Annotated in this window: 20 protein-coding genes; 6 read left to right on the forward strand and 14 right to left on the reverse strand. The window is 57.7% G+C overall.

Annotation, left to right across the window (positions count from 1 at the left end; genetic code table 11):
* The first annotated feature begins 43 nt into the window (after positions 1-43).
* The 4 genes from RY075_RS16775 to RY075_RS16790 all read left to right on the forward strand — a co-directional run bounded on the left by RY075_RS16775 (position 44) and on the right by RY075_RS16790 (position 4673).
* On the forward strand, positions 44-1588 hold the full coding sequence (locus tag RY075_RS16775) for a PTS transporter subunit EIIC (protein ID WP_003860637.1): 1545 nt from the start codon (positions 44-46) through the stop codon (positions 1586-1588).
* A 12-nt stretch (positions 1589-1600) separates the two neighbouring features.
* On the forward strand, positions 1601-2968 hold the full coding sequence (locus RY075_RS16780; protein ID WP_003860640.1) for a 6-phospho-alpha-glucosidase: 1368 nt from the start codon (positions 1601-1603) through the stop codon (positions 2966-2968).
* An 89-nt stretch (positions 2969-3057) separates the two neighbouring features.
* Complete coding sequence (gene sseA / locus RY075_RS16785; protein ID WP_022651593.1) at positions 3058-3903, forward strand: 3-mercaptopyruvate sulfurtransferase; 846 nt, start codon at positions 3058-3060, stop codon at positions 3901-3903.
* Entirely contained in the window at positions 3903-4673 is a 771-nt protein-coding gene (locus RY075_RS16790; protein ID WP_109948725.1) for a MurR/RpiR family transcriptional regulator, read from the forward strand. The genes sseA and RY075_RS16790 overlap by 1 nt, the downstream gene beginning before the upstream one ends.
* 17 nt (positions 4674-4690) lie before the next feature.
* Here the strand turns inward: RY075_RS16790 and sseB are convergent, their stop codons facing one another.
* The 11 genes from sseB to trmJ form a co-directional block, all read right to left on the reverse strand.
* The gene (gene sseB / locus RY075_RS16795) at positions 4691-5467 is read right to left on the reverse strand and encodes an enhanced serine sensitivity protein SseB (protein WP_109948726.1); all 777 of its coding nucleotides are present in this window, start codon (positions 5465-5467) and stop codon (positions 4691-4693) included.
* A 78-nt stretch (positions 5468-5545) separates the two neighbouring features.
* Positions 5546-6832: an aminopeptidase PepB gene (pepB, locus tag RY075_RS16800; RefSeq protein ID WP_023325070.1), complete on the reverse strand. Its 1287-nt coding sequence runs from the start codon at positions 6830-6832 to the stop codon at positions 5546-5548.
* A 60-nt stretch (positions 6833-6892) separates the two neighbouring features.
* A complete protein-coding gene (gene iscX / locus RY075_RS16805) occupies positions 6893-7093 on the reverse strand; it encodes a Fe-S cluster assembly protein IscX (RefSeq protein ID WP_003860650.1) in 201 nt (66 codons plus the stop codon).
* 1 nt (position 7094) lies between these two features.
* Positions 7095-7430: an ISC system 2Fe-2S type ferredoxin gene (gene fdx, locus RY075_RS16810; protein ID WP_003860652.1), complete on the reverse strand. Its 336-nt coding sequence runs from the start codon at positions 7428-7430 to the stop codon at positions 7095-7097.
* 1 nt (position 7431) lies between these two features.
* Positions 7432-9282 (reverse strand): Fe-S protein assembly chaperone HscA, encoded by a 1851-nt coding sequence (hscA, locus tag RY075_RS16815; protein WP_302378277.1) that lies wholly within the window; start codon positions 9280-9282, stop codon positions 7432-7434.
* A gap of 14 nt (positions 9283-9296) precedes the next feature.
* Entirely contained in the window at positions 9297-9812 is a 516-nt protein-coding gene (hscB, locus tag RY075_RS16820; protein WP_338627853.1) for a co-chaperone HscB, read from the reverse strand.
* 76 nt (positions 9813-9888) lie between these two features.
* Positions 9889-10212, reverse strand: a complete 324-nt coding sequence (iscA, locus tag RY075_RS16825) for an iron-sulfur cluster assembly protein IscA (RefSeq protein WP_003860659.1) — start codon at positions 10210-10212, stop codon at positions 9889-9891.
* Between the two features lie 13 nt (positions 10213-10225).
* Positions 10226-10612, reverse strand: coding sequence for a Fe-S cluster assembly scaffold IscU (gene iscU / locus RY075_RS16830; RefSeq protein ID WP_003860661.1), 387 nt, complete (start codon positions 10610-10612; stop codon positions 10226-10228).
* A gap of 24 nt (positions 10613-10636) precedes the next feature.
* Entirely contained in the window at positions 10637-11851 is a 1215-nt protein-coding gene (iscS, locus tag RY075_RS16835) for a cysteine desulfurase (RefSeq protein WP_003860663.1), read from the reverse strand.
* A 117-nt stretch (positions 11852-11968) separates the two neighbouring features.
* Entirely contained in the window at positions 11969-12460 is a 492-nt protein-coding gene (gene iscR, locus RY075_RS16840; protein ID WP_003860665.1) for a Fe-S cluster assembly transcriptional regulator IscR, read from the reverse strand.
* A gap of 216 nt (positions 12461-12676) precedes the next feature.
* A complete protein-coding gene (gene trmJ / locus RY075_RS16845; protein WP_003860666.1) occupies positions 12677-13402 on the reverse strand; it encodes a tRNA (cytosine(32)/uridine(32)-2'-O)-methyltransferase TrmJ in 726 nt (241 codons plus the stop codon).
* Between the two features lie 132 nt (positions 13403-13534).
* Between trmJ and suhB the strand changes: the two genes are divergently transcribed.
* Positions 13535-14338 (forward strand): inositol-1-monophosphatase, encoded by an 804-nt coding sequence (gene suhB, locus RY075_RS16850; RefSeq protein ID WP_003860668.1) that lies wholly within the window; start codon positions 13535-13537, stop codon positions 14336-14338.
* A 61-nt stretch (positions 14339-14399) separates the two neighbouring features.
* Here the strand turns inward: suhB and RY075_RS16855 are convergent, their stop codons facing one another.
* Positions 14400-15380, reverse strand: coding sequence for a nickel/cobalt transporter (locus RY075_RS16855; protein ID WP_023314655.1), 981 nt, complete (start codon positions 15378-15380; stop codon positions 14400-14402).
* On the reverse strand, positions 15371-16009 hold the full coding sequence (locus RY075_RS16860) for a DUF1007 family protein (protein ID WP_022651599.1): 639 nt from the start codon (positions 16007-16009) through the stop codon (positions 15371-15373). Before RY075_RS16860 ends, RY075_RS16855 begins: the two co-directional genes overlap by 10 nt.
* 125 nt (positions 16010-16134) lie before the next feature.
* Here RY075_RS16860 and csiE point away from each other — a divergent pair, with 125 nt between their 5' ends.
* Entirely contained in the window at positions 16135-17412 is a 1278-nt protein-coding gene (gene csiE / locus RY075_RS16865; protein ID WP_220153285.1) for a stationary phase inducible protein CsiE, read from the forward strand.
* On the opposite strand, the gene RY075_RS16870 is transcribed toward csiE, so the two are convergent.
* Positions 17413-18552, reverse strand: coding sequence for a 3-phenylpropionate MFS transporter (locus RY075_RS16870; protein ID WP_003860673.1), 1140 nt, complete (start codon positions 18550-18552; stop codon positions 17413-17415).
* Between the last annotated feature and the right edge of the window lie 37 nt (positions 18553-18589).

Below are 18589 nucleotides of genomic sequence, written 5' to 3' on the forward strand. Positions count from 1 at the left end.
CCATGACGCACCCTGAGTGCGCGGTTCAATAAGAGAGAAAGCCATGAAACGAGCCGTGAACGCCCTACAAAATTTCGGAAAATCACTTTACGGACCTGTACTTATCTTACCCATCGTAGGCCTGTTTATCGCCTTTGGGAATGTGCTGGGTAACGGCAATCTGGCCGAGTACCTGCCGTTTCTTGGCCACCCGCTGATCCAGAGTGTCGGCCAGCTGATCGCCAAGTCTGCCGTGTCGGTGCTGGTCAACCTGGCGCTGGTGTTTGCCGTTGGTATCCCCATTGGACTGGCAACCCGAGACAAAGGCTACGCGGCGCTGATTGGGCTGGTAACTTTTATCGTGTTTATCAATGCCATGAACGTGACGTTACAGCTTCAGGGGGAACTGGCCCCTGCGGAACAGATGAAAGCCGCCGGACAAAGCATGGTGCTGGGCGTCCAGGTGCTGGAAATGGGCGTTTTCGCCGGGATCCTGACCGGGGCGCTCTCCGGTTATCTGTACAACAAATATTCCGGTGTCCAGTTTAACGGCGCGATGGCGATTTACTCCGGCCACTGCTTTGTCGCGATTGTAATGCTGCCTGTCTCTATGCTGCTCGGCGTGATCATGAGCGAACTCTGGCCGTACGCACAGCATGGAATAAGCGCCCTGGCGCTGGCGATCAAAGGGTCCGGTCCGTTTGGCGTGGCGATCTACGGTTTCCTTGAACGCATTCTGGTGCCGACGGGCCTGCATCATCTGGTCTATACGCCGTTCCTGTATACCGAACTGGGCGGTACGCAGGAGGTGTGCGGTACGGCTTACCAGGGCGCGCGCAATATCTACTTCGCCGAGATGGCCTGCCCGGACGTGAAGCAGCTCAGCAGTACCGTGGTGTGGGATGCGCGCGGCATCAGCAAAATGTTTGGCCTGCCTGCCGCGGCGCTGGCGATGTATATGACCGCCAGGCCAGAGCGTAAAGCGGCGGCGAAAGCGATTCTGATCCCGGCGGCGCTGACCTCGCTGCTGGTCGGCGTAACCGAGCCGATTGAGTTCTCCTTCCTGTTTGTCGCCCCGCTGCTGTTCGTGGTGCATGCGGTGCTGACCGGTATCGGCATGATGCTGTTCTCGCTGTTTGGCGTTCACGCCATCGGCGCCAACGGGATTATCGATTTCATCCTCTACAACCTGCCGCTCGGCACGGAGAAGTCCAACTGGCCCATGTACATCGTGGTCGGGCTGATCATGTTCACTCTTTATTTCGTGGTATTCCGCTTCCTGATCCTGCGCTTCAACATGAAAACGCCGGGGCGTGAAGATGAGGACCAGGAGACACGCCTTTACAGCAAGCAGGAGTACCAGGCGAAGGGCAATAACGACGGGCTGGGCGAATCGATCGTTGTGGGTCTGGGCGGTCGGGAAAACATAGAGGTGGTGGATAACTGCTACACCCGCTTACGCGTCACGGTGAAGGACGTCGCCATCATCGACGAACCGCGCCTGAAAGCGACCGGCGCGAAAGGGATTATCAAACAAGGTAACAACGTTCAGGTGGTCTACGGGCTGCATGTCAAAAAAATGCGAGAAGCCGTTGAGACGTTTCTCTGAAAGGAGCTAAAGATGTTTACACCCCCATTTATTCTGTCGATTGCCGGCGGCGGTAGCACTTACACGCCAGGTATTGTGAAAAGCCTCATGGTGCGTCTGCACGATTTCCCTCTGGCAGAGATCCGCCTGTATGACATTGACGAGGCGCGCCAGAACACCATCGCGCCCGTGGTGGAGAAGGTTATTCGCGACCACAGCCAGAGCATCAAATTTACCGTCACCAGTGACCCGGAAGTGGCCTTTAGCGGCGCGCATTTTGTCTTCGCCCAGATGCGCGTCGGCCAGTACAAAATGCGTGAGCAGGATGAGAAGATCCCGCTGCGTCACGGCGTGGTGGGCCAGGAGACCTGCGGGCCCGGCGGGCTGGCATATGGCCTGCGCACGATCCTGCCGATGGTGGAGCTTATCGATCTGGTCGATCGCTACGCGCACGAGAAAGCCTGGATCGTGAACTACTCCAACCCGGCGGCGATCGTCGCGGAAGGCGTGCGCCGCCTGCGTCCGAACGCGAGGGTGCTGAACATCTGCGATATGCCGGTTGCCGCGATGCGCAATATGGGCGCCATTCTGGGCGTGGATCGTCATAAACTGGAAGTGGACTACTTCGGCCTGAACCACTTCGGCTGGTTTACCCGCGTGCTGGTGGACGGCGAAGACAAGCTCCCGGAGTTGCGTAAGCATATCGCGAAGTTTGGCCTGCTGACGGAAGATGCGGCTAAAACCGATCCGCAGCATTCCGATCCGTCGTGGGTGAAAACCTGGCGCAATATCAAGCCGATTATGGATAACTTCCCGGAGTACCTGCCGAACCCGTATCTACAGTACTACCTGATGCCGAACCAGATTGTGGAGCATCAAAACCCGGACTATACCCGCGCCAACGAAGTGATGAACGGGCGCGAGAAAAAGCTGTTCGCCGCCGCCGAAGAATATCAACGCACCGGAATTTTACCGGATGCCTTCCACGTGGGCGTCCACGGTGAATTTATCGTTGACGTCGCCTGTTCGCTGGCGTTCAACCTGCGAAGCCGCCATCTGGTGATGGTGGAAAACCGCGGGGCGATTACCAACCTGCCGTACGATGCGGTGGTGGAAGTGCCTGCCTATATCACCTCCGAAGGGCCGGAGCCCGTCCGCGTGGGTCAGGTGCCGCTGTTCCACCAGACGCTCCTGCAACAGCAGCTGGCCTCTGAACAGCTGCTGGTTGAGGCAACCATCGAAGGCAGCTACGAGAAAGCGTTGCAGGCGTTCACTCTGAACCGCACCGTGCCGACCATGGAGCACGCGAAAGCGATTCTGGATGAGATGATCGAAGCCAACCGCGACTACTGGCCTGCGCTGCAAAAGGCCTGGCAGGACGGTGAAGCGGTGAAAAAATAGGGGCTTGCTCGCGAGTTGAACGTGGTGAGCTTGTCGGTGTCAGAAAAAACACCGACAATCCTTTTTTACGGAAAAGAATGGAGGCAACCATGTCCACCTCATATTTTGTCGCTGCCGACTGGCTGATTGAGCACGGCGACGACCCGGAAGTTCAGATTATCGACGCGCGCATGGCCCCTCCGGGCCAGGAGCATCGTGACGTTCCCGCTGAATACCGGGCAGGACACCTGCCTGGCGCGGTATTTTTTGATATCGAAGCCCTCTCCGATCACACCTCTTCCCTGCCGCACATGCTGCCTCGCCCGGAAGCGTTTTCCGTGGCGATGCGCGAGCTGGGCATCAGCAAAGATAAACATCTTGTTGTTTACGATGAAGGTAATCTGTTTTCCGCGCCGCGAGCGTGGTGGATGCTGAAAAACTTCGGCGTGGAAAAGGTATCGATTCTGGCGGGCGGACTTGCAGGCTGGAAGCGCGACGAACTACCGCTTCAGCAGGGTGACGTCACGCTGCCGGAAGGGGAATTTGATGCCACGTTTGACGCTAATGTGGTCAAGCGCCTGACCGACGTGCTGGTCGTGAGCCACGAAAACACGGCGCAAATCGTCGATGCGCGTCCCGCTCCACGTTTCAACGCAGAAGCGGACGAGCCGCGACCGGGACTGAAACGCGGCCATATCCCGGGGGCGCTGAACGTGCCGTGGGGCGATCTGGTGTTTGAAGGCGAGCTGAAAACCACCGATGAATTGCGTGCCATTTTTGAACGTCAGGGCGTGGATTTGCATCGTCCGGTTATTGCAAGCTGCGGCTCCGGCGTAACGGCCTGCGTGGTGATCCTGGCGCTGGCAACCCTTGGCGCAAATGACGTGACCCTGTACGACGGCGCCTGGAGTGAATGGGGTGCACGGGACGATCTGCCGGTTGAACCGGCGAAATAATGGATAACCGCCTGGCAACGCTGTTAACGCGCGGGTCGTCGCTGACCCGCGCGGAGTATCGCGTCCTCGCCCACCTCACTGAGCATCCATTGCTGGTGGGCAACATCACGGTGCGCGAGCTGGCGCAGGCGACATTTGTCTCTACCGCGACGATTATGCGGCTGTGCCAGAAGCTGGGGTTTAGCGGCTTTAGCGAGTTTATCTGGCACTGCAAGCAGTTGCTTTCTGACACGCCGCATATCACCGTACAGCCTGGGCAACATGCGGAAATGCCCGCGCTTTTTACCCGGTTCGTTGCCAACTATCAGCAGACCTTCCAGTGGGTCACTCAGGACAAACGCCAGCAGTTTGCCAGCCTGCTGCGCCAGAAAGAGAGCTTCTTTCTCTACGGCGCCGGGTTTTCGTACCTTTTTGCCGAGTACCTGACCAAGAAGTTGCAGGTGCTGGGAAAAACGGCCTTCATCTCCGGGCCGGGAGACAGCCGGAATATTTTTCTCAGCAACGCCGCGCGCTATCAGGTGTTTATTGCCGTTTCACGCAGCGGCGAAACGGAGCAGGTACTGGATAAAGCGCGGATCGCCAAAAACGTCGGCATGACAATCGTCGCGTTTACCCGCGCGTCGGCCAATACGCTGGCGGGTATGGCGGACGTGCATTTTGCTCTCTATGACGAAGCGGTACATTTCGCCGCCGAAGCCGCAGGTGTGACGTCGTTTGAGTCGAATCTGGTGCTGCTGATGGATTTACTGCTGCTGGAAGCAACGGGGTGAAGATCACCCCGCCGTAATCAGATAATGCGGTTGGTCTTGAGATCGCGCAGGAAGCCACCCCAGCGACGCTCGTAGAACGGAGTGATGTGCTCGGTAATAAAGTGGCTGATCCCCTTCTCACCTTTCTTCACCTGACAGATATCAATCGGCTCATCGCCCGGCAGGGTGTCGGTCGCCACGCTTCCCGCCGCCTGGATGATCTCGTCGATATCGCCGTCGGCCTCAATCCCTATCAGCAGAACAGGCTTTTCGTCAGCGCTCTCTTTGATGGAGCAGAGAAACGCGCGTTTTACCGGCTTGATGGTTTTAAACAGCGTGGTCAGGGAGTCAATCATCTGCGCGGGCGGCTCGGCCACTTCAGACAGCAGCAGCGTTTCGCCCCCTTCCAGCACCTCCTGAGTGCTGAGCGGGCTGCCCTCGTCACCAATCAGGTGGCTGATTTCGCGCGGAGTAAACTCTTTCCCGGTCGGCAGTTTGGCGTTGAGGAACAGCGTCTGCCCCAGGGTCATTTCGAACAACGTGCGCACCGGCATCACCACGAACGCCTGTTCGTCTTCTACCGCTTCCTGCAAGGCCTCGAGCGAAGTAAAGAACGGGATCACCGACGTGCCGTCGTCTTTCTCCCAGTGCAGCAGATCCAGCGCGCTGTCTTCGACAACCTGCTCCCCTTCCGCTGCGGTGCCCGGCACCCAGACGGTGGATTCCAGCAGCGTGCGGAAAAAGGCCGGACGGTGGGCGGGCTCGGTCGCCGCCTGCTCCAACAGGGTTTCTAATTCGTTTTTGGTTTCTGACATAACAATTCCAGATGTCGAATTTCCCCCTCACCCCTGCCCTCTCCCATGGGGAGAGGGTTAGGGTGAGGGCAAAGAGCATTACTCAGCCGTCAGCAGGTTCGCTACGGTACGCACGCCCAGACCGGTCGCACCCGCAGACCACTGCTCAACCGCCGCTTTACGGTAGGTTGCGGAGCAGTCAATGTGCAGCCAGCCTTCATGGTAGTTCTCAACGAAGTGAGACAGGAAGCCTGCTGCGGTGCTTGCCCCCGCCGGGTACGCTGCGCTCGCGGTGTTGTTCAGCTCGGCGAAGTTAGACGGCAGCTGGCTGCGGTGGAACTCGGCCAGCGGCAGACGCCAGAACGGTTCGTTTTCCGCCGCCGCGCTGGCCAGCAGGCGAGCGGCCAGCTTGTCGTCGAAGCTGAACAGGGCGTGATAGTCGTTACCCAGGGCAGTTTTCGCCGCGCCGGTCAGGGTCGCCATGTCGATAATCAGCTCCGGCTTCTGCGCAGAGGCGTCGATCAGGCCATCGGCCAGCACCAGACGGCCTTCGGCGTCGGTGTTCATCACCTCAACGTTTTTACCGTTGCGGTAGCGAATGATGTCGCCCAGCTTGAAGGCGTTGCCGCTCACCATGTTGTCCGCGCAGCACAGGTAGAGCTTCACGCGCTTGTTCAGGCCACGGGTGATGGCGAAGGCCAGCGCGCCGGTAATGGTCGCCGCGCCGCCCATGTCGGACTTCATGGAGTCCATGAATGCGCTCTGCTTCAGGCTGTAGCCGCCGGTGTCGAAGGTGATGCCTTTCCCGACCAGACAGGCAAAGACCGGCGCTTCTTTGTCGCCGGTTGGGTTGTAGTCCAGCGCCAGCAGGACCGGAGGACGCTCTGAGCCACGGCCCACGGTGTGGATACCCATGTAGTTCTGCTCGCGCAGGTCTTCCCCTTTAGTGATGCGGTAGGACATCTTTTCGCCCGCCACACCGCACAGCAGGTCAACGGCGCGCTGCGCCAGCTGTTCCGGCCCCAGCTCTTCCGCCGGTGCGTTAATGGTGTCGCGCACCCAGTCGATAATGTTCAGGCGGCTTTCCAGCTCTTTCTGACCGGCTTCGTCGAGGTTCGCCCACTCAATTTGACGGGTGCCTTTCGGCCCTTTGTAGCCTGCCCAGAACGCCCAGCTGCGGTCGGTGTCCCAACCTTCCCCTTCCAGCGACACATGCTTAATGCCAAGGCCGTCAATCTTACGCGCGGCGCGCTGGATCAGGCCCAAATCATCGTTGCCCGTCAGGTGCAGGGTAATGCCGTCGTTATTAATACTGTAGGTGGCTTTCTCGCCCCAGCGCGCGTCGGCAGGCTGATTCGAGAGCGTAATCTTCATCGCTTCGGTCATTTTATTTTTCCTTATTAGCAACTAGCAAACGGGCCGCCTGAAGGCAGCCCGTTTTGTTATTTATTCTGCTTCATCTAACCAGACTAACAGAATCGCCTCCAGAATTTTTTCATTGGATGCGTTAGGATCGTCGTCGAAATCCTCTAAATCGCAGATCCACTGATGCATGTCGGTGAATCGTACGGTCTTCGGATCGAGATCCGGGTTCGCGTCGTAGAGCGCTTCGCCGATTTCACGGCTGTCTGTCCACTTCAGTCCCATATTAATGCTCGCGTGCGTGGTTGATGGTGTAGCGTGGGAACTCCACGACCAGATCTTCATCGGTCACCGCGGCCTGGCAGCTTAAGCGGCTGTCTGGCTCCAGACCCCATGCTTTATCCAGCATGTCGTCTTCGTCTTCGGTGCTCTCGGCGAGAGAGTCGAAACCTTCACGCACGATGCAGTGGCAGGTGGTGCAGGCACAGGATTTTTCACAGGCGTGTTCCACTTCGATACCTGCACGCAGGGCTACATCGAGAATGGTTTCACCGGTCTTCGCTTCCAGAACAGCGCCATCCGGACAGAGGTCCGCATGAGGCAAAATTACAATCTTTGGCATATTAAACCTCGTCCACGGACTGGCCTTTCAGCGCGACGCGGACAGATTTGTCCATGCGGCGAGCAGCGAAGTCCTGGGTTTGTTTATCAACGTTTTTAATGGCTTCTTCTATCGCGTCAGCGTCATTGCCTTCGGCCACGGCGCTTAAGCGCGCGGCAGCGTCGTCAATCACCTGGCGCTCAGCGGCGCTTAACAGCGCGGCGTCGGCAGCAAGCGCGCCGTTCAGACTTTCCAGCACGCGTGCGGCTTCCACTTTTTGTTCAGCCAGCATACGCGCCTTCACATCCTGCTCGGCGTAGCTCATTGAATCCTGGATCATGGAGGCGATTTCGCCATCGGTCAGGCCGTAGGACGGCTTCACCTGAATGGATGATTCCACGCCGGTGGATTTTTCCATCGCCGTCACGCTCAGCAGGCCATCCGCATCAACCTGGAAGGTGACGCGAATATGCGCCCCGCCAGCTGGCAGCGCCGGGATGCCGCGCAGCGCAAAGCGCGCCAGGGAGCGGCAGTCCTGCACCAGCTCACGCTCGCCCTGCATCACGTGGATGGACATCGCGGTCTGGCCGTCTTTAAAGGTGGTGAACTCCTGCGCACGCGCCACCGGAATGGTGGTGTTACGCGGGATCACTTTCTCCACCAGGCCGCCCATGGTTTCTAAACCGAGAGACAGCGGGATGACGTCCAGCAGCAGCATTTCGCTGTCCGGCTTGTTGCCGACCAGAATATCGGCCTGGATAGCGGCGCCGACGGCAACCACTTTGTCCGGGTCGATAGAAGTCAACGGCGTGCGGCCAAAGAATTCGCCCACGCGCTCGCGCACCAGCGGCACGCGCGTTGAGCCGCCTACCATGACCACTTCCAGCACCTCGTTAGCCTCAACGCCCGCATCTTTCAATGCGCGACGACAGGCCAGCAGGGTACGCTTAACCAGAGGCGCAATCAGCTCGCTGAACCGATCGCGGGTAATCTCACCCTGCCAGCCTGCGACGTTCACGCTGACCGACTGCGCATCGCTCAGCGCAATTTTGACGTCGATGGCCGCATCCAGCAGTTCGCGCTGAACGCGCGCATCGCTGCGATCGCTGATGCCCGCCTGCTCGCGGATGTAATCTGCCAGCAGATGGTCGAAGTCATCGCCGCCGAGCGCGGAATCCCCGCCGGTCGCCAGCACTTCGAACACGCCGCGGCTCAGGCGCAGGATTGAGATATCGAACGTCCCGCCGCCGAGATCGTAAACCGCGATCACCCCCTCCTGACCGGAGTCGAGGCCGTAGGCAATCGCCGCCGCCGTCGGTTCGTTCAGCAGACGCAGCACGTGCAGGCCCGCCAGACGCGCGGCGTCTTTGGTGCCCTGACGCTGTGCATCGTCGAAATAGGCCGGAACGGTGATCACCACGCCGTCCAGATCGCCGCCGAGCGTCGCCGTGGCGCGTGCCGCCAGCGCTTTAAGGATGTCAGCAGAAACGCGAATCGGGTTCAGCAAACCGGCTGACGTCGCGATCATCGGCAGGCCGTTTTCGCTGGCCTGTAGCTGATACGGCAGATGCGGGTAACGGGTCTGGATATCAGCCAGCGAGCGGCCCATCATGCGCTTAACCGAGCTGATGGTATTGGCCGGATCGCGCGCGGCGTTAGCGCGGGCATCAACCCCGACCGCGTGACCCTGCTGCTGGTAGTGGACTACAGAAGGCAGCAGATGGCGCCCCTGCTCGTCAGCCAGCGTTTCCGCCTGGCCGCTGCGCACGGTCGCCACGAGGGAATTGGTGGTGCCCAGGTCAATACCGACCGCCAGACGACGCTGGTGCGGTGCGGCACTTAAGCCAGGCTCACTAATTTGTAATAAGGCCATAATTGCTTCCGAAATTAAAAATCGAGCAGCTTTTCTTCGAGTTGTTCAGCACTGCTTAGCAGTTTATCGAGAAAACGGAGTTTGCGCACAGTGTCTGCCGCCACGTCCCAGGTCTCGTTGTTCAGTTGCTCCACCATCTGCTGATGGCGGGTATCGAACATACCTTTTACGCGCGTGATAAAGCTTTCCAGGCGCGCTTCGTCTTTAGCCTGTTCAATTTCATCCAGCTCTTCGCGCAGCTCCAGTTGTTCCATCAGAAAGGCGGTGTCGCGCACGGTATGCTGTTCGCTCGCCAGATCGAAACCGTGAAGCGAGAGCAGATATTCTGCACGCGCCAGCGGATGACGCAGCGTTTGCCAGGCCTGGTTGATGGTGGCGGAGTGTGATACCGCAGCCAGTTGCTCTGCCTGCGTCCCGCTGGCGAATTTATCCGGATGGTACTGACGCTGGAGATCCTGAAAACGGACCGTCAGCGCCTGGAGATCGATCGGGTATTGAGCGGGTAGTCCGAAGAGAGTGAAGTAATCCATAACAATCTCAGGGGTAGCCTGTCAGAACAAACCCCACGCGTAGCAAAGCCACGGTGGGGTTTCGGATGACGCGCGGTTAAACGTGGAAGCTTTCGCCGCAACCACACTCATCTTTGACGTTCGGGTTCGTGAATTTGAACCCTTCGTTCAGGCCTTCTTTTACGAAGTCCAGCTGAGTGCCGTTGAGGAATTGCAGGCTTTTGCCATCGACCACCACCTTCACGCCCTTGTCTTCAAACACGGTGTCATCAGACGCCGGTTCGTCAACAAACTCCAGTACGTAAGCCATACCAGAACAGCCGGAGGTACGTACGCCCAGTCGCAGGCCAAAGCCTTTACCACGGTTCGCCAGAAAAGAGCTTACTCGCGCGGCAGCGCTGTCGCTAAGGGTAATCGACATACTCAAACCTCAATTATTTTGCTTCACGTTTGCTTTTGTAATCCGCAATGGCGGCTTTGATCGCGTCTTCTGCCAGAATTGAGCAGTGAATTTTCACCGGCGGCAGTTCGAGTTCTTCAGCAATATCCGTGTTCTTGATTGCCTGTGCTTCGTCCAGAGACTTGCCCTTCACCCATTCGGTGACCAGGGAGCTGGACGCGATAGCAGAACCGCAGCCGTAGGTCTTGAAGCGCGCGTCTTCAATGATACCTTCATTGTTGACTTTGATCTGCAACTTCATCACGTCGCCACATGCTGGTGCACCGACCATGCCGCTACCAACAGATTCGTCGCTGTTGTCAAAAGAGCCAACGTTGCGCGGGTTTTCGTAATGATCGATGACTTTTTCGCTGTATGCCATGATTGAATTCTCCTTATGTACCGATTAGTGATGTGACCATTCAATGCTGTTCAGATCCACGCCCTGCTTGAACATTTCCCACAGTGGAGAAAGGTCGCGCAGACGGCCGATGGAGTTACGAACCAGCTTGATGGTGTAGTCAATCTCTTCTTCGGTAGTAAAACGACCTAAAGAGAAACGGATAGAGCTGTGTGCCAGCTCGTCAGTCATACCCAGCGCGCGCAGCACGTAGGATGGCTCCAGGCTTGCAGAGGTACAGGCAGAGCCGGAAGAAACGGCCAGGTCTTTCAGCGCCATGATCAGCGACTCGCCTTCAACATAGTTGAAGCTGACGTTGAGGATGTTCGGCGCGCCCTGCTCGAGATCGCCGTTCAGATACACTTCTTCCATATCTTTCACGCCGTCCCACAGACGGTTACGCAGCGTGCGCAGGCGTGCCATCTCGGTTTCCATCTCTTCTTTTGCAATGCGGTAGGCTTCGCCCATGCCCACGATCTGGTGAACAGGCAGCGTACCGGAACGCATGCCGCGCTCGTGACCGCCGCCGTGCATCTGTGCTTCGATGCGAATACGTGGCTTACGACGAACGTACAGCGCGCCGATACCTTTCGGACCATAGATTTTGTGACCGGAGAAGGACATCAGGTCCACTTTCAGCTGGCTCAGGTCGATAGGCAGTTTGCCCACGCTCTGGGTCGCGTCCACGTGGTAGATGATACCGCGCGCGCGGCACATTTCGCCGATGGTCGCGATGTCTTGTACCACGCCGATTTCGTTGTTGACGTGCATGATGGAGACCAGAATGGTGTCATCACGCATCGCCGCTTCGAGCTCTTTCAGATCGATAATGCCGTTGCTCTGTGGCGCCAGATAGGTGACTTCGAACCCTTCACGCTCCAGCTGACGGCAGGTGTCCAGCACGGCTTTGTGTTCGGTTTTGCTGGTGATGATGTGCTTGCCTTTTTTCTGATAAAAGTTGGCTGCACCCTTAATCGCCAGGTTGTCGGATTCGGTCGCACCGGAGGTGAAAACAATTTCACGCGGGTCGGCACCGACCAGGTCAGCAATCTGATTACGGGCGATATCAACCGCCTCTTCAGCATGCCAGCCAAAACGGTGTGAACGGGAAGCTGGGTTACCAAAGTTTCCGTCCAAGGTCAGACACTGCATCATTTTCTCGGCAACACGCGGGTCCACCGGCGTGGTTGCGGAGTAATCGAGATAAATCGGTAATTTCATTGCTCTATAAACTCCGTACATCGCTTCAATGCAAGGAATCAGGCAACCGGCTGGATGTACGACCGAGTACGCGGGGTGTGACCACCCCGGCCTGATTCTGAATACTTATCTTTTTAATTACGCGCGCAGTTTAACGTCGATGGCGTCCTGCGTGCGGGTGCTGCGCTGTGAATCCTGACTATGCTGACGACCAGAGACATCCAGAACTTCCTGGTTATTCACCAGCTCACCGAGGGTGATGTTGTTCAGGAAGCCGGTCAGACGGTCGCTCAGATCGCGCCACAGCGCGTGGGTCAGGCATTTATCGCCGCCCTGACAGCCGCCTTTACCCTGGCAACGGGTCGCGTCAACGGATTCGTCAACCGCGCTAATCACTTCGCCAACCGCAATACTGCCCGCGTCTTTACCCAGCAGATAACCGCCGCCCGGGCCACGAACGCTGGACACCAGTCCATTTTTACGCAGTCTGGAGAACAGCTGTTCCAGGTAAGAGAGGGAGATCCCTTGTCGTTCAGAAATATCAGCCAACGGAACCGGGCCCGCTTCGGAGTTGAGCGCAACGTCCAGCATCGCGGTCACGGCATAACGCCCTTTAGATGTCAGTCTCATGTCTTACTTAACCTCAAACTCGCCCCTGCCCGGGGTTTTTTATTGTAAAATGGGGGTATTGCATAGCAGGGCCAAGTCTGACATTCCTGACTAAATTGGTCAACTATTTACTTGACTGTTTTAGTCAGGTATTTAACCTTCTGTGCCTTCATAATATAGGTGCGGCCTGATGCCCTCACCCCAGCCCTCTCCCACGGGGAGAGGGGGAAATCGACACTACGCTTTGTTCTTCTGCTCAATCGACGCCAGAATCCCGCGCAGAATGTTCAGCTCCTGGCTTTCCGGGCGGGCGCGGGTGAACATACGGCGCAGCTTGTTCATCACCTGACCCGGGTGGCCTTCACGGATAAAGCCGGTTGAGAGCAGCGTCTGCTCCAGATGACCGTAGAAGCGCTCCAGATCGTCCACCAGCGGGTAGGCCGTCTCTTCTTTAGGTTCGACCGGTTTCTCCTGCGTCGCCAGCCATGCCATGCGCACTTCGTAGGCAATGACCTGCACCGCCATCGCCAGGTTCAGCGAGCTGTATTCCGGATTGGCGGCAATCGCCACGTGGTAGTGACACTTCTGTAGTTCCTCGTTGGTCAGGCCAACGCGTTCACGACCAAACACCAGCGCAACCGGCGCCTGTTCCGCTTCTGAGATACTTTTCAGGCCGCATTCGCGCGGGTCCAGCATCGGCCAGGGCAGCGTACGGGAGCGCGCGCTGGTCCCCACCACCAGACTGCAACCGGCCAGGGCTTCGTCCAGGGTGTCCACGATCTGCGCATTCCCGATCACGTCGCTGGCGCCGGCCGCCAGAGCAATAGCCTGAGAGTCTGGTTTCACCAGCGGATTAACCAGCCACAGGTTCGTTAAGCCCATGGTTTTCATAGCGCGGGCCACAGAGCCCATGTTGCCGGTGTGCGATGTTTCGACCAGCACGATTCGAATGTTTTGCAGCATAATTTTTAGATGTCTGGATTCAGTGTCTGAAGAATATTCGGGCATATTATCATAAACGAGAGACATAATCCGATCCCGCTGCTATACTCTGCGCCGATTTTCCTGTTCTTTAACATCCAGTGAGAGAGACCGATGCATCCGATGCTGACCATCGCCGTGCGCGCAGCGCGCAAGGCGGGTAATGTAATTGCCAAACACTACGAAACCCCAGACTCCGTAGAAACCAGCCAGAAAGGCAGCAATGATTTCGTGACGAACGTCGATAAAGCCGCAGAAGCGATTATTATCGAAACGATCCGCAAATCTTACCCGCAGCACACCATCATCACCGAAGAAAGCGGTGAACATGAAGGTACCGATCAGGATGTTCAATGGGTTATCGATCCACTGGATGGCACCACCAACTTCGTTAAACGCCTGCCACACTTCTCTGTGTCTATCGCAGTACGCATCAAAGGCCGTACTGAAGTCGCCGTTGTTTACGATCCAATGCGTAACGAACTGTTCACCGCAACCCGCGGTCAGGGCGCGCAGCTGAACGGCTACCGTCTGCGTTGCAGCAATGCACGCGATCTGGACGGCACGATTCTGGCGACTGGCTTCCCGTTCAAGGCGAAGCAGCACGCAACCACCTATATGAATATCCTGGGCAAGCTGTTCACCGAATGCGCGGACTTCCGTCGCACTGGCTCTGCTGCACTGGATCTGGCCTACGTGGCGACCGGCCGCGTTGACGGTTACTTTGAGCTGTCACTGAAGCCGTGGGACTTCGCGGCGGGCGAGCTGATCGCACGTGAAGCTGGCGCGATTGTTTGCGACTTCACCGGCGGCCATAACTATATGTCTACCGGCAACATCGTTGCAGGTAACCCGCGCGTTGTTAAAGCCATGCTGGCAAACATGCGTGATGAACTGAGCGATGCGCTGAAGCGTTAATTCAGTCTGTTAAGCCCGGTGGCGCTACGCTTACCGGGCCTACAACACGCCTCAGATACGGCTAGAAAGGCCGCAACCCCCTTCCCACCGGCACCGCGCTCATCCACATCGTGACCGCAGCCACCAGCAGAATCACCCCGCCCGCCAACGCAAGCGTCGTCCAGCCAACCTGTCGCCACAATACCGGCGTTTTATTGCCGCTGAGTTTTACCGCCAGCTGACGGAAGCTGTGCACCAGCAAGGCTAACGAAGAGATCGTCAGAGACGTTCCCGCCGCCATCGCCAGCGCCGAGAGCATGCCCCAGCCAAATACGCCTGTCACTTTGCTGAACAACAGCACCATGATTGCGCCCGAGCACGGACGCATCCCCATTGAGAGCACAATCATCAGACGCGCACGCCAGTCGTCACCATTCTGTAATTGTTCCTGCGTCGGCAGATGCTGATGCCCGCACCCGCAGTTTTCATGGTGAACGTGATGCGGCGTAAAGGCTTTGAATTTTGGTTTTTGCAGCAACGCGCGCAATTTTTTCAGCGCCCGCCAGCAGAGGATCAACCCCAGCACGCCTACCAGCGCGTAACTCCCCTTCTCCAGCCAGAAGCTGCTCATATGCAGCTGGCGAGCCGGCAGCTGTAGCAGCGAGAGGACGACCACGACCAGCGCAATCGCCACACCGCCCTGAAGTAAAGAAGAAGCCAGCGTCAGGCCGATACTCGATTTCAGCTTCGACGGATGCGTGGCAAGCCAGGTCGTGATGACAATTTTGCCGTGCCCCGGCCCCAGGGCATGCAGCACGCCATAGATAAAGCTGAACGCCAGAAGAGCGCCGCCCGCTTTGGTCGGATTTTCCGCCACGGCTTTCAGCAGCACGCTCATCTGCTGATTAACTTCCCGCTGCCAGAGGACGCTTTTCACCATCACCTGCGGCCATGCCTGCCACAGCCAGAGCGCGCCGCCAACCGCTAACAACAAAAAGAGCGCCAGAGGCCAGAGGTGCAGCCAGCGACGCGGCTTACTGACGGGAGAGGAGATCACTGACATTGTAACGTCACCTCCTGCGCGAACTGTTTACCCAGCTCCATGTCCTCAGGCGGGGCATCTGCTTTATCCAGCGAGATCGCAAAGTTCAGCGTCTCTTCGCTGGGTTTAGGGGTGTGCACGCCAATTTTGCAGCTTTTTTGCAGCGCGTCCGGCAGCCGTACGTCGCTGTCTTTGTCATAGCGCATATCGACATAGTAGGTAGGGTCAAAAGTGGAAAAGCGGTACGTTTGCCCGGCCAGCGGCTGAGGATGCGCCAGCGGAAGCACGAACGTAAGCACCGCCTGATGACCTTCGCGGGTCATGCCGTACTCCGTGGGACGGTTAAGAAATTTCACCTTTTGTCCGTTGTGCCAGAACTCGGTGAAGTAGTGCTGACCCAGCACGTTGGCCATCACCTCCGCCGCCAGCTTTTTCCAGATCTCATCGCCGGGCTTTGCGTTTCCGGCATCGTACAGCAGGTCGGCGGAGGTGATTTCATCCATCGTCCAGTGCATCTTCAGGCCACTGAGCTGCGTGCCGTCCGTAACCAGTTCGGTTTTCAGGCTGATAAAACTGTGAGGATGTGCGCCGGCGGCGAAAGTGAAAACCGCCAAAAATAACGCTACCGCGCTTTGTTTAACTATTTGCATCTGTTCCTCACGTCAAAAATTCTGTGATGTTCGCCAGCAATCCTGAGTGAAAGGCCTGCCGGTGCGCTTTTCAGCGCCCATCCTTTAGCTATTCTTATCAAACATTCACACTGGATACCCGACAGATGATGACGACGCTTGAAATTCCATCTGTGCTTTCCAGTTCGCAGCGCCGCTGCCAGGTGCTTTTGATGCTTTACCTGCCCGATGCTGCCATCACCGCACAGAGCATAATCGCTGCCAACGGCGTGGACGACGTCATGGCACGGCAAGATATAGCCGAGACGCGCGATGAAATCCAGCGCTATCATCGGCTTGATATCGTCACGCACCATGATGGCTGCTACCGAATTGAGGGTACCGCCCTGAATCAACGTTTGTGCCTGCTGCACTGGCTGCGCAGGGCGCTTCGGCTGTGTCCACATTTTGTCGCCCAACAGTTTACTCCTGCCTTAAAAACCGCGCTCAAACAGCACGGCATTGCCCGCCCGCTTTATGACGATGCGAACCTTCGGGCGCTTATCAACTTTTGTGCGCGCAAGCTTCAGCGCCAGTTTGAGTCCCGCGACGTACAATTTTTACAGCTCTATCTGCAATATTGTCTGATTCAGCATCATCTGGGCAATACGCCGGAGTTTTCGCCCGTTCAGCGCAGCTGGACGCAGTCCCGAGGGGAATACTTTACGGCGCAGGAAATTGTCCGCCACTGGAAACGGCGCGTCCCGCAGGGAACGCACAGCGATGAACAGCTGTTCCTGGCGCTGCTGTTTATGATGCTTCGCACACCCGACCCGGTGATGGATAAACACCAGCAGGATCAGCGCCTGCGTCGCGCCATCGTGCGTATGATTGCCCGCTTCCGGGCACAAACCGGGATGAACTTCAGCGATGAGCAAGGTCTGACCGATCAGCTTTATATCCATCTGGCTCAGGCGCTAGACCGCTCCTTGTTTGACATCGGCATCGACAACAGTCTGCCGGAAGAGATCCACCGTTTATACCCCCGGCTGCTGCGCACCACTAAAGAGGCGCTGTTTGAGCTGGAAGCCGAATTTGGTCTGCGATTCTCCGGTGAAGAGATGGCTCTGGTGGCGGTGATTTTTGGTGCCTGGCTGATGCAGGAGACCGATCTGCATGAAAAACAGGTGGTCCTGTTAACGGGGGAAAATAAAGCCTGTGAAGAGTTAATTGAGCAGCAGCTTCGCGAGCTGACGCTGCTGCCGCTCAATATTCGTTATCTTAGCCTGGAGGCGTTTAAGAAGGAGGGCGCGCCCCGCGAGGCGGCGCTGGTTATTACGCCTTATCCAACCGCCCTGCCGCTGTTCTCGCCGCCGCTCATTCATGCCGTTGAGACCCTGAACACGCAGCAGCAGGAACACATTCGCGTAATGCTCGAATCGTAGTTACGTGCGAGCAGCGACCTTAGGGCGAATAACGATGGCCGGTAAAGCGACCAGCGCCATCACCCAGAACACACCGTGCCCCAGGTGCTGATAGAGGAAACCGGCAAATACGGTCATCACCGCAATACTGCCGCCCATCGCCACCGCTGAATAGACCGCCTGAAGACGAATAACGTCCCCACCCTCTCGCGCCGCGATGTAGCGCATCGCCGCCAGATGGCAGACGGTGAAGGTTCCGCAGTGCAGAATTTGCGCCACAATCAGCCACGGCAGCTCCGTCGTCCAGCCCATGATGCCCCAGCGCGCCACGCCGCACACGGCGGAAAGCAGCAGCAGGTCACGCGCCCCGAAACGACGGAACAGTTTTTGGCTCAGCGCGAAGATAATAACCTCCGCCACCACGCCGAGCGACCACAGGTAGCCTACCGCAGAAGCCGAGTAACCCGCCCCCTGCCAGTAGATGGCGCTGAAGCCATAATAGGCCGCATGCGCCCCCTGAAGCAGACAGACGCAGGCCAGGAAACGCCAGCTTTGCGCCACCAGCGAGCGCCAGGCGGGCCAGCCGGCGCTCTCCTGATGGCGGCTTTCGCCCTGCGGCATCACCGACGGACGCAGCAACATACCGAGCAGCATTGAGGCGATGCCGAGCGTTAGCAGCGCCAGAATGGCACGATAGTCATAGAGGCTGACCAGTTTCCCGACCAGCGCAGAGCCGATCACGAAGGCAATCGATCCCCACAGGCGCACGCGGCCATAGTCCATGGTGATCTGCTTTTGCCAGGTGTTCGCCAGGGCATCCGTCAGCGGCACCAGCGGGGAGAAGAACAGATTAAAGCCAACCATTACCACCATCAGCCAGGCAAACTGGTGGCTAACCCAGAAGCAGGCGGCAAAGACCAGCGTCAGCAGGGCCAGAATTCGCACCGCTTTAATCAGTAAGGAGGGATCGCTGACGCGGGGCGCAATCAGCAGACTACCCAGGAAACGTGCCACCAGCCCCGCGCCCAACAGGATGCCAATGGTCTCAGGCGTCAGACCAATTCCCTTGAGCCAGACGCTCCAGAAAGGCAGAAAAATACCGTAACTAAAGAAATAGGTGAAATAGCTGAGCGCCAGCCAGCGCGTGGAATGCAAGACCATGAATCCCTCCCGAAATGGAGGCGATAGTCTGGCGTTA

It is taken from the genome of Enterobacter sp. JJBC (assembly GCF_036936505.1).
Lineage (GTDB): Bacteria > Pseudomonadota > Gammaproteobacteria > Enterobacterales > Enterobacteriaceae > Enterobacter > Enterobacter hormaechei_C.

Excerpts from the sequence above, each read along its gene's own strand:
- RY075_RS16775 (WP_003860637.1), top strand. The coding sequence starts at position 44 with ATGAAACGAGCCGTGAACGCCCTACAAAATTTCGGAAAATCACTTTAC.
- RY075_RS16780 (WP_003860640.1), top strand. The coding sequence starts at position 1,601 with ATGTTTACACCCCCATTTATTCTGTCGATTGCCGGCGGCGGTAGCACT.
- sseA (WP_022651593.1), top strand. The coding sequence starts at position 3,058 with ATGTCCACCTCATATTTTGTCGCTGCCGACTGGCTGATTGAGCACGGC.
- RY075_RS16790 (WP_109948725.1), top strand. The coding sequence starts at position 3,903 with ATGGATAACCGCCTGGCAACGCTGTTAACGCGCGGGTCGTCGCTGACC.
- sseB (WP_109948726.1), bottom strand. The coding sequence starts at position 5,467 with ATGTCAGAAACCAAAAACGAATTAGAAACCCTGTTGGAGCAGGCGGCG.
- pepB (WP_023325070.1), bottom strand. The coding sequence starts at position 6,832 with ATGACCGAAGCGATGAAGATTACGCTCTCGAATCAGCCTGCCGACGCG.
- iscX (WP_003860650.1), bottom strand. The coding sequence starts at position 7,093 with ATGGGACTGAAGTGGACAGACAGCCGTGAAATCGGCGAAGCGCTCTAC.
- fdx (WP_003860652.1), bottom strand. The coding sequence starts at position 7,430 with ATGCCAAAGATTGTAATTTTGCCTCATGCGGACCTCTGTCCGGATGGC.
- hscA (WP_302378277.1), bottom strand. The coding sequence starts at position 9,282 with ATGGCCTTATTACAAATTAGTGAGCCTGGCTTAAGTGCCGCACCGCAC.
- hscB (WP_338627853.1), bottom strand. The coding sequence starts at position 9,812 with ATGGATTACTTCACTCTCTTCGGACTACCCGCTCAATACCCGATCGAT.
- iscA (WP_003860659.1), bottom strand. The coding sequence starts at position 10,212 with ATGTCGATTACCCTTAGCGACAGCGCTGCCGCGCGAGTAAGCTCTTTT.
- iscU (WP_003860661.1), bottom strand. The coding sequence starts at position 10,612 with ATGGCATACAGCGAAAAAGTCATCGATCATTACGAAAACCCGCGCAAC.
- iscS (WP_003860663.1), bottom strand. The coding sequence starts at position 11,851 with ATGAAATTACCGATTTATCTCGATTACTCCGCAACCACGCCGGTGGAC.
- iscR (WP_003860665.1), bottom strand. The coding sequence starts at position 12,460 with ATGAGACTGACATCTAAAGGGCGTTATGCCGTGACCGCGATGCTGGAC.
- trmJ (WP_003860666.1), bottom strand. The coding sequence starts at position 13,402 with ATGCTGCAAAACATTCGAATCGTGCTGGTCGAAACATCGCACACCGGC.
- suhB (WP_003860668.1), top strand. The coding sequence starts at position 13,535 with ATGCATCCGATGCTGACCATCGCCGTGCGCGCAGCGCGCAAGGCGGGT.
- RY075_RS16855 (WP_023314655.1), bottom strand. The coding sequence starts at position 15,380 with ATGTCAGTGATCTCCTCTCCCGTCAGTAAGCCGCGTCGCTGGCTGCAC.
- RY075_RS16860 (WP_022651599.1), bottom strand. The coding sequence starts at position 16,009 with ATGCAAATAGTTAAACAAAGCGCGGTAGCGTTATTTTTGGCGGTTTTC.
- csiE (WP_220153285.1), top strand. The coding sequence starts at position 16,135 with ATGATGACGACGCTTGAAATTCCATCTGTGCTTTCCAGTTCGCAGCGC.
- RY075_RS16870 (WP_003860673.1), bottom strand. The coding sequence starts at position 18,552 with ATGGTCTTGCATTCCACGCGCTGGCTGGCGCTCAGCTATTTCACCTAT.